Origin of the sequence: Sorangium sp. So ce385 (assembly GCF_051474135.1) — a bacterium.
Taxonomy (GTDB): Bacteria; Myxococcota_A; Polyangia; order Polyangiales; family Polyangiaceae; genus Sorangium; species Sorangium cellulosum_D.
Genome location: NZ_CP150337.1, coordinates 6,562,961 through 6,580,036 on the forward strand (window position 1 = coordinate 6,562,961; position 17,076 = coordinate 6,580,036).

The 17,076-nt window shown below is 71.1% G+C and carries 9 protein-coding genes; 5 read left to right on the top strand and 4 right to left on the bottom strand.

The genetic code is table 11. From position 1 onward, the window contains the following. Nucleotides 1-17: 17 nt before the first annotated feature. Nucleotides 18-1,010: a response regulator gene (locus WME83_RS23995; protein WP_437321599.1), complete on the top strand. Its 993-nt coding sequence runs from the start codon at nt 18-20 to the stop codon at nt 1,008-1,010. A gap of 61 nt (nt 1,011-1,071) precedes the next feature. Then, nucleotides 1,072-7,089 carry an AAA family ATPase gene (locus WME83_RS24000; RefSeq protein ID WP_437321600.1) on the top strand — a complete coding sequence of 2,006 codons (6,018 nt, stop codon included), beginning with the start codon at nt 1,072-1,074 and terminating at the stop codon, nt 7,087-7,089. A 21-nt stretch (nt 7,090-7,110) separates the two neighbouring features. Here the strand turns inward: WME83_RS24000 and WME83_RS24005 are convergent, their stop codons facing one another. Next, the gene (locus tag WME83_RS24005; protein ID WP_437321601.1) at nt 7,111-8,244 is read right to left on the bottom strand and encodes an acyl-CoA dehydrogenase family protein; all 1,134 of its coding nucleotides are present in this window, start codon (nt 8,242-8,244) and stop codon (nt 7,111-7,113) included. Between the two features lie 280 nt (nt 8,245-8,524). On the opposite strand from WME83_RS24005, the gene WME83_RS24010 reads away from it, so the two are divergent. Then, nucleotides 8,525-9,643, top strand: coding sequence for a hypothetical protein (locus WME83_RS24010; RefSeq protein WP_437321602.1), 1,119 nt, complete (start codon nt 8,525-8,527; stop codon nt 9,641-9,643). A 273-nt stretch (nt 9,644-9,916) separates the two neighbouring features. Next, nucleotides 9,917-11,551 (top strand): amidase, encoded by a 1,635-nt coding sequence (locus tag WME83_RS24015; protein ID WP_437321603.1) that lies wholly within the window; start codon nt 9,917-9,919, stop codon nt 11,549-11,551. Here WME83_RS24015 and WME83_RS24020 read toward each other — a convergent pair. After that, nucleotides 11,503-11,688 (bottom strand): hypothetical protein, encoded by a 186-nt coding sequence (locus WME83_RS24020; protein WP_437321604.1) that lies wholly within the window; start codon nt 11,686-11,688, stop codon nt 11,503-11,505. The two genes, WME83_RS24015 and WME83_RS24020, sit on opposite strands and share 49 nt — an antisense overlap. A gap of 46 nt (nt 11,689-11,734) precedes the next feature. Then, nucleotides 11,735-13,078 (bottom strand): tyrosinase family protein, encoded by a 1,344-nt coding sequence (locus WME83_RS24025; RefSeq protein ID WP_437321605.1) that lies wholly within the window; start codon nt 13,076-13,078, stop codon nt 11,735-11,737. 394 nt (nt 13,079-13,472) lie between these two features. Here WME83_RS24025 and WME83_RS24030 point away from each other — a divergent pair, with 394 nt between their 5' ends. Then, a complete protein-coding gene (locus WME83_RS24030; protein WP_437321606.1) occupies nt 13,473-14,180 on the top strand; it encodes a DUF4336 domain-containing protein in 708 nt (235 codons plus the stop codon). A 153-nt stretch (nt 14,181-14,333) separates the two neighbouring features. Here WME83_RS24030 and WME83_RS24035 read toward each other — a convergent pair whose 3' ends face one another. After that, nucleotides 14,334-17,066 (bottom strand): RICIN domain-containing protein, encoded by a 2,733-nt coding sequence (locus tag WME83_RS24035; protein ID WP_437321607.1) that lies wholly within the window; start codon nt 17,064-17,066, stop codon nt 14,334-14,336. Between the last annotated feature and the right edge of the window lie 10 nt (nt 17,067-17,076).

The following is a 17,076-nucleotide window of genomic DNA, read 5'->3' on the forward strand; positions in this document are numbered from 1 at the left end:
GAGACTGGCAGACACCTATGCAAGCGCAAGAATCTCCGCCCGCCGGGCTCGTCCTCATCGTGGACGACAGCGCGGACAACCTCAACGTGCTGTCGGACGCGCTCATCTCCGATGGGCTGGAGGTCGCCGTCGCGTGCGACGGCGAGGAGGCGATCGAGCTGGCCGGCCTGACGCAGCCGGACCTCGTCTTGCTCGACGCGCTGATGCCCGGCCTCAGCGGGTTCGAGACGTGCCAGCGCATCAAGGCCGACCCGGCGACGCGGAGCATCCCCGTCATCTTCATGACGGCGCTCGCCGAAGCCAAGTTCAGGATCCAGGGCTTCCGCGTGGGCGCCGTGGACTACGTGACCAAGCCGTTCGAGAAGACCGAGCTCCTCGCGCGGGTGCACACGCAGATCTCGCTCCGGCGCGCGACGCGGGCCGTCGAGGAGCAGAATCGCAGGCTCTCGGAGGAGATCCGGGAGCGCGCCAGGGCCGAGGAGGCGCTGGCCGACGCCGTGCAAACGCTGCGCGACACCAACGCTCGGCTCTGCGACCAGCTGCTCCAGAGCGAGCGCGCCGAAGCCGCGAGGGCCGCGCTGCAAGACCAGATCATCGCGGCCCAGCGGGAGCGGCTCCTCGAGCTCTCCGCCCCGCTCATCCCGATCATCGATGGCATCCTCGTGATGCCCCTCGTCGGCACGGTGGACGTCGAGCGCGCCAGGCAAGCGGTCGAGACCGCGCTGCACGGCGCGAGCGAGCGCGGCGCGGACCACCTCATCATTGACATCACCGGCGTCAGATCGGTAGATGAGACGGTCGCGCACATGCTCGTGCAAGCGGCGACGGGGCTGTCGCTGCTCGGCACGCGAACGGTCGTCACCGGCATCCGCGCCGAGGCGGCGCAGACGCTCGTGCGGCTCGACCTGCACCTCGATCACGTCGTGACCAAGGCCACCCTGCAGTCGGGCGTGGAGCACGCGCTGCGGACGCGCGGCCGTCGTCGACGCGCGCGCGAGCGCGAGCTCTGACGTCCTGATGAACCGTCGTTCCCCGGCATCTCCGCCGGACCCGAAGAGGAGCTGAACCGGGATGGATCTCAGAGACTACGCCGTGGGGGAGGTGCTGCACGAAGGGACCGAGACGCGCGTGTGCCGCGCGGTCCATCGCCCCTCGGGCGACAGGGTGGTGCTCAAGCTCCCTGCGTCGCCCGAGCCGAGCTCGCGCGTGACGGGGCGCCTCCTGCACGAGCATCACATCCTGGCGCAGCTCGGGGCGGTCCCCGGGGTGCCGCGAACGCGGGAGCTCCTAGAGCAGGGCGGCGCGGTCGGCCTGGCGCTCGAGGACCCCGGCCTCCGGTCGCTGGATCGCGTCCTCGCCGAGCGAGGGCGCTTGCCGGTGGAAGCGGGGCTGAAGCTCGGCGCGCTCCTCGCGCGGGTCCTCGAGGCCGTGCACGCGGCGGGCGTGACGCACAAGGACGTCAAACCGCAGAACGTGCTGGTCGATGAGGCGTACGCGCAGGTCAAGCTGCTCGACTTCGGCATCGCCTCGTCGCTGCCGCTGGAGGCGACGGCGGCGAGCATCCCCGAGGGGCTCGAGGGGACGCTCGCGTACATGTCGCCGGAGCAGACGGGCCGCACGGCGCGGGCGATCGACGCGCGCACCGACCTGTACTCGCTCGGCGTGACGCTCTTCGAAGCGCTCTCGGGCCGGCTGCCGTTCACCGACCGCGACCCCCTCTCGCTGGTGCACGCGCACCTCGCCAGAGAGCCGCCCGCCCTCGACGAGGTCGCCCCGGAGGTGCCCCCGGGCCTCGCGGCGATCGCGTCGAGGCTCCTGGCGAAGAACCCCGACCGGCGATACCAGACGGCCCGGGGTGCAGCGGAAGACCTGGAGCGCGCGCTTGGCCTGTGGCGCGAGCGCGGCACGGTGGAGCGCTTCCCGCTCGGGAGCAGGGATTTCTCGCACAAGCTGCGGCTGCCCGACGTCCTCGTCGGGCGAGAGCGCGAGCGCGAGCTCCTCGGCGCGAGCTTCGCCCGCGCCGCCGAGGGCGCGGCGGAGCTCGTGCTCATCGGGGGTCCGTCCGGCATCGGCAAGACGGCGCTGGTGCGCACCGTCTACGGGGACATCGCGACCCGAGGGCGCGGCCTCTTGATCTCGGGCAAGCACGACCAGCTCGCGCGGTCGACGCCGTACGCGGCCATGGCGCAGGCGTTCGGGGCGCTCATGCAGCAGTGGCTGGCGAGCCCGAAGCCGGTGCTCAGCGCGTGGCAGGCGCGCATCGAGGCCGACGTCGGCGAGAACGCGCGGCTCATCGCCGACGTGGTGCCGGAGCTCGACCGGATCATGGGCAAGCTCGCGCCGGTGCCGCCGGTGCAGGGCGATCAGGTGCTCGCCCGCCAGCGGCTCACCTGGCTCGACTTCGTGCGGGCGGTCACGGCGCCGAACGCGCCGCTCGTGATGTTCCTCGACGACATGCAGTGGGCCGACAGCGCCACGCTCGAGATCCTGAAGACGCTGCTCACCGACGCGGAGCGCAGAGATCTCCTGGTGATCGCGGCCTACCGCGACAACGAGGCGCCCCCCGAGCACCCGCTGTGGAGGCTCGTCTCGTCGGTCGAAGAGAGCGGAGCGAGGGTGTCGAGGATGTCGGTGCGCCCCCTGTCGGAAGAGCACGTGCAGGCGTGGGCGGCGCAGGCGCTCGACACCGAGGCGACGCGGGTCGAGCCGCTCTCCCGGGTGCTGTGGCACAAGACCCGAGGAAACCCGTTCTTCATGGAGCAGCTGCTGCTCTCGCTGCACAAGCAGGGCAAGGTGGTCCGGGACCCGGAGAGCGGCGCGTGGCGCTGGGATCAAAGGGCGCTGGCGCAGGCGCAGATCACCGACAACGTCGTGGCCTTCCTGACGGACAAGGTGCTCGAGATGCCCGAGGCGACCCAGCAGCTCCTGGGGCTCGCGGCGTGCGCGGGGCACACGTTCCACCTCCACGATCTGGAGCGGCTCAGCGGGTGGGAGCGCGCCCGGGTGACCGGGGCGCTGTGGCCCGCGCTGCAGGAGGAGCTCCTGGTGCCGGCCGACGGCGCCTACCGGACCGCGCAGGCGCTGGGGCAGCTCGGAGAAGGCGCGCCGGACGCGGAATACCGCTTCTTGCACGACCGCGTGCAACAGGCGAGCTACGAGCGGGCCTCGCCGGAGCAGCGCGTCCTGGCGCACCTGGAGATCGGCCGGCGGCTCTGGGCGCGGTACCGGGCGCAGGGCGGGACACCGCAGCAGCTCCTGGAGCTGGTGCGGCACCTGAACCTCGGCGCGGCGCGGATGGACGCCGAGGACGAGCGCGAGGCGCTCGCGCGCCTGAACCTCGAGGCCGCGCGCGCCGCGAAGGCGGCGAGCTCGCACCGGCTCCTCGCCAGCCTCGCCGAGGCGGGGCAGGCCTTGCTCGGCGACGGCGCGTGGCGCACGCACCCGGCGCTGTCCGCAGAGCTCGCGCTGGAGCGCCTCGAGGCCGCCTTCCTGATGCGGGAGTTCGACGATGTCGAGGCGCGGTCCGCGCGGCTGCTCGCGATGCCCCTGCCGGCGCTCGCCCGGCTCTCGGTGCACGAGCTCCGCGTCCGCTGCATCCAGGCAGCAGGCCAGTTCGCGCGCGGGGTGGAGCTGGGGCTCGCCGCGCTCGCGGAGCAGGACATCATGTTTCCGGACACCGACGAGGCCCGCCGCGCCGCGCTCCTCGAGGAGTCCGCCGAGCTGGATCGATGGTTCGAGGGCGACCCGGGGGCGTTCGAGCGGATGCCCCCCGATCCGTCGCCGGAGCACGTGCTCGTCGACGCGCTGACGATGCACCTGATGGTCTGCGCGGCGATCGGCGGCCAGCCGATCCTGTCCGCGCTCGTGATCGTCCGCGCCGTGCTCCGGGTGCGGCGGCAGGGCGTGCTCACGCCGGTCTCCCCCTTCATCATCGTCTGTTTCGCCAACGTGTGGTCGCTCTCCACAGGGCTCTATCGCCGCGCCGCGAGCTGGGTCGGGCCTGGCGTGCGCGCGGCCGAGCGCGTGGCGTCCCCCTTCCTCGCAGAGTGCCTGTCCTTCGAGGGCCAGTACACGGCCTATGTCCGCCCCGCGGACGAGATGGCGCCCATCTTCGAGCGGACCTGCGCGACCGGCCTGAAGGTCGGCTCGTTCCAGGGGGCGAGCTGGGGGCTCGAAGGCGACCTGTTCTACTACCGGGTGTGGCGCGGCCAGCCGCTCGGCCAGATCGAGGCGCACCGCGCGGCCCGCTGGGGGCTGATGCAGCGCGCGGGGACCGCGCTCGGGACCCACTATTTCGAGACGGTCGCCTCGTGGTGCGGCCTCCTGTCGACCGCGGACGGCGCGGGGAGGCTCCGCTCGGAGGAGCCGTTTTCGAGAGGGTCCCGCTCCCTCCTGGCCGACGGGGACGTGATGGCGGCCGAGCTTGCGCGCATCCTCGAGGCCCACCTGTTCCTCGTCGCCGGCGCCTCTCCGATGGCGCTCTCGCGGGCGCGGGAGGCCGAGCAGTTCCGCATGTCCATCTTCGGCTTTCCGCCGGTGACCGACGTGCCGCTCTGGCTCGCGCTCGCGGCCGCGAGGTGCTGGCCGGAGGTCACGGACGCGGAGGAGCGGGCCAGGCTCCGCGAGCACATCGAGCAAGGCCTCGCGCGCCTCCGGTATTTCGCCGAGGGGAGCGCGGACAACTTCCTCCACAAGCTGCGCCTCCTCGAGGCGGAGCACGCCCGCGTGCAAGGCAAGACCGACGAGGCCATGGCCAGGTACGACGAGGCCATCGAGCTCGCGCGCGGGCAGCGCTTCCTGCACATCGAGGCCCTCGCGGCCCAGCTCTCCGCCGAGTTCCACCTGGAGGCGGGCAGGCGCCGCATCGGCGCGCTGTACCTGCGCGAGGCCCGGGACGCCTATCTCCGCTGGGGCGCGCACGCCGTCGTCGCCCACCTGGAGGCGCGGTGGCCCGCCCTGCTGCGCGCGCCGGCCCAGCCCTCGGCCGCGGAGCGCCGCCTCACGACGGGCGTCTCCACGCTGACCACCACCGGCGTCGCCGGCGGCGCGCAGCTCGACGTGAACACCGCGGTGCGCGCGGCGCGGGCGCTGTCGAGCGAGCTCGACCCCGAGCGGGTCGTCGGCCGGCTGATGGAGCTCGTGCTGGAGAGCGCCGGGGCGCAGCGCGGCGCCCTCTTGCTGGCCGAAGGCGAGGAGCTCTCGGTGGTGGCGCGGCTCTCGGTGCACGGCGGCCGGATCGAGACGGGCCTGTCCGAGCCGCTCTCGCAGAGCATGGATGTCGCGAGGACGGTCGTGAACTACGTCGCGCGCACGAGCGAGCCGGTCGTGGCCGACGAAGCCCGGGCCGACGCGCGCTTCGCGGCCGATCCGTACCTCGCGGCGCACCCCGTCCTCTCGCTCCTCTCGCTGCCGCTCTCGCATCGAGGGCGCCTCCTCGGCGTGCTCTACCTGGAGCACCGCGAGGTGCCCGCGGCGTTCCCCGAGCGGCGGGTGGAGCTCCTGTCGATGCTCGCCGCGCAGGCCGCGATCGCCGTGGAGAACGCCCTCCTCTACCGGGACCTCGAGGCCAAGATCAAGGAGCGCACCGCCGAGCTCCGCGTCGCCAAGGAGGCGGCGGAGCGCGCCAGCCAGGCCAAGAGCGACTTTCTCTCCAGCATGAGCCACGAGCTGCGCACGCCGCTCAACGGGATCATCGGCTACGCGCAGATCCTGGAGCGGACGCCCGAGCTCCCGCCGGCGTGGCGGGATGGGCTGAGCGTCATCCAGAAATCGAGCCAGCACCTGCTCTCGCTCATCAACGACCTGCTGCATCTGGCCAAGATCGAGGCGGGAAAGATGGACGCCGTCGTGACGGTGGTCCGGCTGCCCGCGCTCGTGCAGATGGTCGTCGACCTGTGCCGGGTGCGCGCCGAGGCGAAGGGGATCGCGTTCACCCACGAGCTGCGCGGTCCAGCGCTCGAGGCCGTCCGCGCCGACGAGAAGCGGCTGACGCAGGTGCTCTTGAACCTCCTCGGCAACGCCATCAAGTTCACCGAGCGCGGCGGCGTGCTCTTCCGGGTCGAGGTGCTGGACGAGCGCGTCCCCGCGGGGCGGATGGTGCGCTTCCGCGTCGAGGACACCGGCCCCGGGATCGCCGCGGAGCACCTGTCGCGCATCTTCGAGCCCTTCGAGCAGGTGGGCGAGCAGGGCGCGAGGAGCGAGGGCACCGGGCTCGGCCTGGCGATCACGAAGAAGCTCGTGGAGCAGCTGGGCGGGGCGATCGAGGTGCAGAGCGAGGTCGGCGAGGGCAGCGCGTTCACCGTGACGCTCCCGCTCGCCGAGGCGCGATCGGCGGAGCAGGCGGCGAGCCCGGGCGAGGCCCGGAGGTGGGACGCGATCGTCGGGTATCGGGGGGAGCGCCGCACGATCCTGATCGTCGACGACAACCCCCAGAACCGCGCCGTGGTGCGCGGGCTCCTCGGCCCGCTCGGCTTCGAGCTGCGCGAAGCGGACGGCGGCGAAGCGGCGCTGCGCATGGCCGCCGAGCGCGCGCCGGCGCTCATCCTGATGGACGTGTACATGCGGGGCATGGACGGCTGCGAGGCCACGCGCCGCCTCCGGCGCATGCCCGAGCTCCGGAGCGTCGCCATCCTGGCCTCGTCGGCGAGCGTCTCCGAGGCCGAGCAGCAGAAGTGCGCCGCTGCCGGCTGCGATGACTTCCTCCCCAAGCCGATCCAGGCGAGCGCGCTCCTCGACAAGATATCGCGCCTCCTGGGCGTCGAGTGGCTCCGCCGCGACGAGGCGCCCGCGCAGGGTTCGCCGGCCGAGCGGGCCGCGGACGGCGACGGCGACGGCGGGCGCCTCACGCCGCCCTCGGCCGACGACCTGGCCACGCTGTCGGCGCTCGCGAGCAAGGGGCTCGTGCACCGGATCCTGGAAGAGGCCGAGCGGCTCAGGCTGCACGACCCGCGGCTCACGCCCTGGATCGAGCAGCTCACGGCGCTCGCGCGCGGCTACCAGACCCGGAAGCTGCGCGAGTTCGTCGGCGCGTACGCCGAAGGCGGCGCGGACCTCGTCGACGGTCGCGCGGCTCCCCAGGAACCGGCGTAGGACGCCGCGCGGCCCCCGCCCTCACGGCCGCGCGCGGTCGATCGCGCCGCCGCCCCGGCCGAGCAGCCGCTGCACGGTCGCCGCCTGCAGATCGCGCGTCTGGGCCGTGAGCGAGTAGAGCATCGCCTCGCGGAAGAGGCGCTGCGCGGCGTTGTCGAGGCGGTTCGCGCTGCCGCCGGTCGCGGCGACCGCCGCGTGCGCGGCGCGGACGCCCAGATCGACGCACGACGCGCGGGCGCGGACCGCGTGCTCGGCGTAGCCCTCCGCCTCCGGCTGGTCCGCCCATGCGTTCACCTCGGCGCGGGCGGCCTCCCGCTCGTCCTCGAGCGCCCGTGCGGCGCCGGCCAGCTGCGCGTCGCCGCGGCGCTCGGCCAGCGACGCGAGCAGGGCGACGGCGGCGCCGGCCGCGCCCAGGGAGAGCGCCGCCGGCGTCAGCAGGCCCGCCACGTCGCGCGCGGCCTGCTGCTCGCGCGTCGCGGTGGCGATCACCTGCTCGGGGCCGACGCGCAGCGCGCGCAGCGTCAGCGACACCGTGGCCGAGGCGTTCATCGCGCTCAGGCGGAGCGGCGCCGACGCCTCGATGGAGTCCCCGGCCGAGAGCGGCGTCAGCACGTACATCAGGCGGCCGTCGGGGAGCGTTCCGGCGATGACGGCGTCGTCGGCGATCCCGTGGCCGGTCAACCACGGCACGGTGCCGTCGAGGCGGACGTGGTCGCCGTCGGGCTCGATCCGGACCATCGGCGGGCCCGGGCGGCGGACGTGCGAGAAGCCCACGGTGCAGAAGCGCTCTCCGGAGGCCAGGCGAGGCAGGGCGCGCTCTTTGAGCGCCTCGTTGTCGCCGCGCGCGATGAGCGGGCACGCGGCGGTGGCGTGCTGCATCTGGACGAACGCGGTCACCCCGCAGGCGCCGGCGAGGATCTCCAGGACCTCGCGCGCGACCCGCGCCGGCGCCCCGAGGCCGCCGTAGCGCGCCGGCGTCGCGATCCCGAGGAGACCGGCCTCCGCGAGCGCGCGGAGGTGCTCGCGAGGAACGCTGTCGGCCTGATCCGTGGCGTTCGCCGCCGGAGCGAGCACGAGCGCCGCGAGCGCTCGGGTGCGCTCGATCAGCGCGATCGCGCCGGCCCCGACGGGCGGCGTGTTCGATGCGGGGGACATGCGAAGGCAGTGTAGGCCGCGGCGGCGCCCCCGGAACCCGAAGCGGGCCGCGGCCGGCCCTGGAATCGGCGTAGGGCGACTTCTTTCACCCGCACCACCCGCGCGCAACTCTTCGTCTGACGCGCCGCGCAGGCCGATTCGCCCTGTTCGTGTCGCTGCGGAACCGCAACGCGCTCACGCCGGAGCTGTGGCGCCGCGGCGTTGGCGCGGCCCTGCGGGCAGAGGGCTTCCTTACTCTTTCAGACCTCCGGCCAGCCGCGGGAATGATAGTCTCTGGATCATGGCAAGACTTCGTTTCGTGACTCGCTTCTGCGCTGCGCTCGCGGCCTTCTGGCTGCCCGTCATCGCTTGTTCGGCGAGCGGCGGCGGCGGCAACACCACGGGAAATGGCGAGGGCGGGCAAAGCGCGAGCGGCGCCGGCGCCGACAGCAGCAGCAGCAGCGGCGACGACATTGGCGGCGAGATCGGCCTCACGAGCTCGGGTCCGGGCGGCGGGCCGCCGGCGGACGCCGGCCATCAGACGACCTGCGATGACGCGGGCAACTGCACCTGCATCAACATCGCGTCGATCGGCCATGAAGGCGTCTGGGGCCCGTGCAGCAGCGACAGCACCACGGCGCTCCAGAACTGGCTCAACACGCAGAGCACGGCGCAGGTCGACAACTACAACATGGAGAAGCCCACGCTGACGCCGGAGTTTCTCGCCAAGTACGACGTGATACTCCTCCAGTGGATGGTCACGAAGGGCGCGCAGAACGACGACGGGCAGCCCTGGCAGTTCACGCCTGACGAGGTGAAGGCGCTCGAGGACTGGGTCAACGGCGGAGGTGGTCTCATCGCGCTGAGCGGCTATCAGTGCAATGGACAGGGGTGCATGATCCACGACGTCACGGCGACCAACCAGCTCCTCTCGTTCACGGACATCCAGTTCAACGCCGACGGCGTGCTGGATCCTGCGCGGACCGGCTGCGCGAACTGCAACTGCTGGGGCGGCCCGGTGCCGCTCGGCGGCCCCCTCCCCGGGAGCGTGGGCACCTGGAACCAGGACACGCCGATCGGCAAGGACATCCAGAGCGTCGGCGCATACATCGCGCGCTCGATCAAATCGACGACGGCGACCGTCGACTGCACCGACGGCACGAACAATTTCGCGGTGCACAAGGAGGTCGGCAAGGGCCACGTCGTCGCGTACGGCGACGAGTGGGTGACCTATTCGGGCCAATGGCTCGGGACGGCGGATTGCATCAATCCCCAGATGTACACGGACCCGAACAGCTCCTGCTACGAGAGATCGGCGGCGCAGGTCTTTCAGATCTCGCAGTTCTGGTACAACGCGCTGAAATACGCGGCGTCCTCGATCGAGTGTTTCACGATCGAGGATCCGGCCATCATCAAGTGACGCCGGGCCGCCGGACGGCAGGCAGCCCCCCTCGGCGCTCACCGGCGCAGCGCCCCGCCAGCGCCGCGGCGCCCAGGCTGAACGCGACGCCGGGTCGATCGCTCGATCGCTCGATCGCTCGATCGCTCGATCGCTCGACCCGGACGCCCCTCCCGCCGACTCGAAGCTCCCGGACGCATTGACGTCGAGCAGCCTCGGAACGATTTTCATTGTAGAGTAGAGCTCGATAAACTGACGCGATCTGCGTCTTGAACCGAGAGCGAGCGATCCTTCATGAAGAAGCACAAACGTCCAGGCGGCGCGTGGATCGCCGCCATGTTGCTCGGCGTCGTCCTGGGGGACCCCGGCGACGCCGGCGCGGCGGCGGGCCCCGTCCGCGCCCACCACATCGACGTGACCGAGCTCACGATCTCGAAGATCCAGAAGGCGTACAGGAACAGACATTACACCGCCGAGGCCCTGACCCAGGCCTACCTCGACAGGATCGAGCAGTACGAGCCGTCCTACAACGCCTTCACCTTCTTGAACCCGAGCGCGCTCGACGAGGCGCGCGCGATCGACAGGAAGCGGAGGAACGGCGAGCCGCTCGGCCCGCTGGCGGGGATCCCCGTGGTCGTCAAGGAATCCATGGACGTCGTCGGACTGCCGTCGACGGCGGGCTGGGCGCCCCTCAGCTCCGCAGCGGGCGGCGTCGATCTGTTCCCGATCGAGAACGCCGTCGTCGTCGAGCGGCTGATTCGAGCGGGCGCCATCCTCCTCGGGAAGACCAACATCCCGGCCTTCAGCGACGACGGGACCCGGGCCAACAGCAGCTGGGCAGGTCCCACGTACAACGCCGTCGACAGGGACCTGGCGCCCGGCGCGAGCAGCAGCGGGACCGCCACGGCGGTGGCCGCCAGCTTCGCGGTGCTGGGCCTCGCGGAGGAGACGGGGGGTTCCATCCAGAACCCCGCGGCGGCGCAGAGCCTCGTCGGCGTCAAGCCGACGTTCGCCCTGGTCCCCACGGCGGGCATCGTGCCGCTCGCCGCCAGCACGAGGGACGTCGCAGGGCCGATCGCGAAGACCGTCCTCGACGCCGCCCTGGTGATGGACGTGCTCGCCGGCTACAGCCCGGAGGACCCCAAGACGAGCGCCTCCGATGGCCGGCTGCCCCCGCACGGATACACGAGCGAGCTCAGCAAGACCGCCCTTCGCGGGAAGCGGATCGGGCTGTACGGCCCGGGCTTTCGCACGAGCGCCCTGTCGCCGGAGACCCAGGATCTCTACGCGCGCGCCGTCCTGGAGCTCGAGCGCCAGGGCGCGACGGTCGTCGACGATCCCTTTGCCGGCAGCGGCTTCGCCGAGCTGGCCTTGCCCGGCGAGCCCTACGACATGCGAGGCACGGAGTCGGTGGCCCATGACTTCCAGCAATACCTCGCGGGATTGACGTTCGACGGGGGCGTGGTCGGCTCGATCGACGAGCTGTCGCTCCTCGCGGGGGTATCTCCGTTTCAAGAGGATGGCGGCCCGCTGTTCTGGTACGTCGAGAAGCTCCCTGTCCTCGCGGAGTCGCTGCTTCACCCGGAGGATCCGCCCGATCTATCGAGCTTCTGGGCCCTCCGCGGCCAGTACCTGAGCCTCTTCGACGCCGTGATGGCCGAGCACGATCTGGACGCCCTCGCGTTCCCTCAGACCTACGAGGTGATTCCGGAGCTCTTCAGCGCGGACACCTACGCGGCGACCACGGAATCGGCGATCAACATCGCCGGTTTGCCCGGGGTGGTCGTGCCTGCTGGCCAGTACGAAAACGGGGCCCCCTTCGGCTTGATCTTCGTCGGCCCCCTCTGGAGCGAGCCCCGCCTGCTGGGGTATGCCTACGACTACGAGCAGGCGACCCGGCACCGGGTCGAGGCCGAGCTGACGCCGTAGCCGTCCTTCATCGGTCGGATCCCTGTTCCCTCGTGGTGCGCGTACGCCGTCGCCATGGGACGCCACTCGGCGTCAGGCACCGCGAACCCCGTGTCCTTCATCTGAAGGGGTCCGAAGATCCTCTCCTGGAAGAACACGTCGAGAGGCTGCCCGGAGGCGACCTCGATGACGCGCCCCGATGGCTCACTCGGTCGCGATGACCACGCGGCGGATAGTTACACGCACGACTGGCGTAGATCTCCCCGCGGCTGCGGCCGACATGCTCTCTGCGCCACCCGGCGGGATGAGCTCACGCAGGATGAAGGTCACCTTCGGTGAAACGTCCGCCCACACGCCGCGCTCGGCCATCGTGCGCACGTGGGCCGTGATGTCGAAGGCTTCGTCGATGGTGGCCGGCCCGTGCAGGTGCCCGTGGCCGCGCACGACGAGGAACCCGATGTTGCCCACGTAGAAATGGCTCTGGTAGTCCGGCGGCGTCCCTTCAGGGAGGTTCAGGTAAACCTCATAGGAGACGCCTGGGTTCCGCTCGAACGCGATGTCCTCGAGGCTCAGGACGATCTGCGTCTCGACGAGCCCTTTCGTCGCGATGGTCCTGAGGACGGCGGCGTCGTCGGGCGACATCTCGACCAGCACCGAGACCGGCTCGGCCCCGAGCACGATCGGCGCTCGGCTGGTCCCGCGGACATTCGCGGCGAGCTCCGGGCTCCTGGCAGCAGCGCTGCTCTCTGCAGCGAGGCGAACCGTCGCGAGCGGCGGCGGATCATCGTCATAGCGGTAGCCTAGCTGGAGGACCGTGTCGGTGATCTCTTCGCCCGTCATCCGCACGAGGCTGCCGTTCTCGTCGACGAAATCGAAGCTGAGGCGCCACCAGGCCTCCTCGTCCTCCGAGCGCCCTGGGTAGCCGCGCCCTCCGCCCTGGTCGAGCCAGCGCTTCCACAATCGGTCGATGTTCGCGTGGTGCAGCCAGAAGATGGGATCTTGCGCGGCCGTGTCCGTGTAGCTCATCCAGCCATCCTGACCGCCCACCATGCCGTGGACGACGTTGTGCGGCTGCCGCTCGAGCTCCCCGGCGCGAGCTCCGCCTTGCCCGGGTTGCCGGAGCGCCCCCCCACCGAAGCTCACACGCGCCCCGGGCCGAGCGCTGAAGTTGGTCAAACGGAAGGCCGACGAAAACGTGACCGCAGACGGCGGGAGAAGGGCTCCCTGGTTGATGCCCGCCGCGCGCTCCCCGACGTAGAGAGGGTTGGACGCATCCCCGGGCTTTCGAAATGCGGCCGGTATCGCGCGATTGCCGGCGGCGGAGTAGTTCCAGTACGGGAGCGCAAAGCCCGGATCTCCGGAGGCGGACCTCAGGATCCGCTCGAATCGGGAGAGATACATGCGGTGCCAGGAGAGAAAGAAGAAGCTGCTGTGCTGGCACGCGTTCCATCCGGGGAGCGGATTTCCACCGTCTGGCGACCCGTGAATCCCGGCCTGGTAGACCCAGCCGGTCGGATCGCGGCGGTCGACCCGAGATCGGCGCTGCATCTCGGCGATCCCCCGCCTGAGCGCCTCGATCTCCGGGCCTTCCGGGGAAAGGCTGTAGACGTCGCGACGTAGGAACCCGCTCGAAGCCGCACTCGCGAAGCCCTTGACCTCCATGACGCCCCCCTTTACAGCCCCGCTCCGCGGTCGAGCCCGGAACCTGCGAGCTCGCGAGCGCGGCGCGTCTTCCGGCCGCTGCGCTTCGCTCGTGAGAAACGTAAAGAGAGCAGCGCTGAGCGGCAATCGTCCCGGGCGGGTCAGGGCCGCGCGGCGTCCGGCGCACGATCTCGCGGCCCGCCTGGACGACCTGTGTAAGCTGGAGCAGCCCCTCGAACCGTGCGCCGGCGGTGCAGACGCAGGTCTTGACGAGGCAGCCGCGCGCGCCTTGCATGGCCGCATGCTCCGAACGATCGCCAAAGACGTGTGGGCCTACGAGCGTGACTTCCGGATGCCGGTCGGGTATCTGCCGGCGCGCGCGACCGTCGTGCGGCGGGCCGACGGCGGGATCGTGCTCCACTCGCCGCTCGCGTTCGACGACGCCACGGCCCGGGAGATCGACGCCCTCGGCGAGGTGCGCGCCATCGTCGCCCCGAGCCGCCTCCACCACCTCTTCGTCAAGGCCGCGACCGAGCGCTGGCCGCGCGCGAGCGTGCTCGGGGCGCCCGGGCTCGAGAAGAAGCTGTCGGGCGTCCCCTTCGCCCCGCTGCCCCGGTCCGGCGTGGCGCCGGAGCTCGGCGACGACCTCGCGGTGCGCCTCGTGGAGGGCGTGCCGTACATCGGTGAGCACGTGTTCCTGCACGCGCGCTCGCGGACGCTCATCGTGACGGATCTCCTCTTCAACGTGCACGAGGTCCGGAGCTTCGGCATGAAGGTCTTCCTCTGGCTCGGCGGCGCGTGGAAGAAGACCGCGGCGGACCACGTGTGGCGCGTGCTCGTGAGGGACCGCGCCGCGGCCGCGCGGAGCGTCGCCGACGTGCTCGCCTGGGACTTCGAGCGCGTCGTCGTCGCCCACGGCGATATCATCGAAGGCGACGCCAAGGACCGGGCGCGCAGGGCGCTCGCCTGGATGGCCGGCGGGGCTGCCCCGCTCCCGTCGGCGAGGTGAGGCCCGCGGGCGCGCTCGGCGCTGCTGGCCGTCCGCTGGACGGGGAATTGATGAATCGATGAATGGAAGGGGGGGGTCGATGCAGCGGCGGCGGGCTGGGCCCTGCCGGACGAGCCGCCGGGCGGCGGCCGTCCGACAGAGCCTGGCGCTGCGTCAGTTGGAGCGGGTCGGCGCGTACTTGTAGAAGTTCTGCGCCCACTCGATGGTCCAGATCGTCGGCTCCACGTACACGTTCTTGTCCGCGCCGAGGACCATCTCGCTCTTGATCTTCGCCATCGCCGCGAGGAAGACGCGGCGGTCGTCCTCCATGCGCGACCGCATGACGCTCGAGGGCGGGTACAGCTCCTTGACCTGCGACACGACCGCCGCGTCGTTGATCCACCCGTCGACCCCGTGCTCGCCCTTCGGCAGGCGCTCGCCGCCGGCGTCCAGCCAGTCGCGCAGATCGTTGTTGCCGCGGTTCATGCCGTCCGCGTGGCAGCCGATGCAGGAGCTGCCGGTGTTCAGGCGGCGGTCCTGGGTGGCGAAGCCCACCGTGCTGTTGATCTGCGCGTCCGACGCGTTCCGCTGAATGCGCGGATCACGCACGATGTTGACGAAGGCGTCCACGCGGCGCTGGTTGAAGCCGCCCCACAGCGAGTACCCCTGCAGGCCGTTCGGCAGATCCCAGATGACCTCCTCCGCCGACTGCTGCAGCCCGTCGGTCCCAGTGTAGTAGCGGCAGTTCACGTAGCCGCCGCCCGCGTAGCTCGGCTGCCCATCGCACCCCGGCGGCTCGGTGCCCTGCGGCTGAGCCAGGGTCGCGATGAAGCTCCAGTTGTTCGCCGAGCCGCCGATGCCCGTCCCGCTGATGAACTTCGGGATCGGATGCGCCCAGAAGGGGAACCGGATCTGGCCCGTCTCCCACGCCTGCTCGATCGTGTTCACGCCGCCGTCGAGCTGCCCGGTGAAGACGTCCCAGGTCTTCCAGTAGTACCCGCCGCGCCGCGTCTTGGCCCTGAAGTACATGCGGGAGTCGACCGTGATGGCCTGCTTCGTGAGCATGTACTCGTACGACTTCATCCCCTGGTCCTTGATGACGCCGAGCTCGGTCTCGAGGTCGTGCGCATACCAGGGGATCGCCATGATCGCGTTGTAGACGTCCGGACGGGTCAGCGTGTAGACGAGCTGGCTCGCCTCGATGTAATCCGTCTTGAAGCCGTCGACGTAGGGCGGCAGCACGCCGCCGTCCGTCGCGCCCTCGACGTTGCCGGCGAGGACGCGCCCCCAGACCAGCCGCGCGAAGCTCGGATCCACCTGGACGTCCGACGTGAACCGGTACTTCTCCCGGAAGGTGACGTCGGAGCCGACCGGCTCGCCCAGGTAGTTGACGCTGGTCCTCCCGAAGAAGACGTCGTCGTCCGACCCGCCGAAGTGGAGCTTCGTGACGCCCTTGTTGTAGCCCCAGTAGCTGCGGGTATCGAAGCGGTAGACGACGCCCTTCCCGTTGATGTCGACCGGGTTCACGATCCGGGGAGCCCAGCGCGCCGTCGAGTTCAGCGCCTTCGACAGGCCGACGCGGGCCACGTTCATCTCCTCCGCCGTGGCGCCCTTGTTGTGGATCTCGTGCAGCGAGGCGTACTTGATGAACTCCGCGTCCGCGGCGGGGATGGTGGCCTTGTCCGTCGCGATCCACGACTTGACCTGGGCCTCGGTGACCTGCTCGCCGGCCGCGACGGGGCGCGGGGTCGTCGGCAGGCTCGGCGCGACGGCGTTGGCCCACGCCGTGACGGCGGAGAGCATCTGCGTGTTCGCGTCCCTGCAGCTCGATCCGAAGCAGTTGTGCCGGTCGATGCCCATCCGGACGACGAGCTTGGAGTCCGCCGGCTTCTTGAAGTTCACGCGCGTGAGCGCGTACTCGTGGGCCAGCGCCGGATCGACGTCGGAGTGGAGGGGCGCCTGGGCCTTGCCCGTCGAGCTGTGGCAGCCCGAGCAGTTGGTCTGCAGCAGCGGATAGACCGTCGTCTTGAAGGCTTCCAGCGACGCGGCCATGTTGAAGTTCATCTCTTTCGGGATGCAGACGGGCTCGACGTTGAGGCCGCCCTTGCCGTTCGGGAGCTGGCTGTAGCCGAGCCCGCAGCCGGACGCCGGGGCGACGCCGACGTCGCCCGATCCGCCGGTGCCGCCGCCGCCGGTCCCCCCGGCACCCCCGGAGCCGCCCGCGCCCCCAGCGCCGCCCGCGCCCCCAGCTCCGCCCGCCCCGCCGGTCCCGGTGGTCGTCGAGCTCGACGACGTCGTCAAGCTCGACGAGCTCGAGGAACTCGACGACGTCGAGGAGCTCGACGAGCCCCCCACAGCCTTGAGCGAGAACTTCTGGTTGTCTCCGTTGGCCCAGCTCCACTGGTGGAGGCTGGCGCCATCCGCGGTCGACCGTCCCATGACGTCGAGCACCTTGTTGCTCGCGCGGTTCGTGAACCGCTGGACGGTCGAGGAGACGTCCGCGATAGAAAACTGCTGGCTCGTGGCGTTGCCGCAGCTGGACTGCACGATGGTGGCGCCGTTCGAGGTCGACGAGCCGTTGACCCCGAGGCAGAGGCCGCTCTTCACGTTGCGCAGCCGGTAGTAGTTGCTCCCCGCAGACTCCACCCGAAACTGCTGGCTCGTGTCGCCGCTGCGGCAGGAGGCGATCTGCGCGGCCGCCGAGCTCGCCGTGCTCCCGCCGCGGATCTCGACGCACTTGTTGCTCTGCACGCCGACCATCGTGTAGACCGCGCTCGGGTCGATCGTGAGGCCCTCGTCGAGCACGCCGCCTTCCTCGTCCTCGTAGTCCTCCGCCAGGCCGACGCAGGACACGGCGAGAAGGCCCGTCGCGGCGGCAAGCAAGAGTTGCCTGGATGCGAATCTCATGTGATTCTCC

What these genes read in the sequence shown, in the direction of transcription:
- WME83_RS24025 (WP_437321605.1), bottom strand. Translation starts at nt 13,078, where the DNA reads ATGCAGCGCCGATCTCGGGTCGACCGCCGCGATCCGACCGGCTGGGTC.
- WME83_RS23995 (WP_437321599.1), top strand. Translation starts at nt 18, where the DNA reads ATGCAAGCGCAAGAATCTCCGCCCGCCGGGCTCGTCCTCATCGTGGAC.
- WME83_RS24000 (WP_437321600.1), top strand. Translation starts at nt 1,072, where the DNA reads ATGGATCTCAGAGACTACGCCGTGGGGGAGGTGCTGCACGAAGGGACC.
- WME83_RS24030 (WP_437321606.1), top strand. Translation starts at nt 13,473, where the DNA reads ATGCTCCGAACGATCGCCAAAGACGTGTGGGCCTACGAGCGTGACTTC.
- WME83_RS24015 (WP_437321603.1), top strand. Translation starts at nt 9,917, where the DNA reads ATGAAGAAGCACAAACGTCCAGGCGGCGCGTGGATCGCCGCCATGTTG.
- WME83_RS24010 (WP_437321602.1), top strand. Translation starts at nt 8,525, where the DNA reads ATGGCAAGACTTCGTTTCGTGACTCGCTTCTGCGCTGCGCTCGCGGCC.
- WME83_RS24035 (WP_437321607.1), bottom strand. Translation starts at nt 17,066, where the DNA reads ATGAGATTCGCATCCAGGCAACTCTTGCTTGCCGCCGCGACGGGCCTT.
- WME83_RS24005 (WP_437321601.1), bottom strand. Translation starts at nt 8,244, where the DNA reads ATGTCCCCCGCATCGAACACGCCGCCCGTCGGGGCCGGCGCGATCGCG.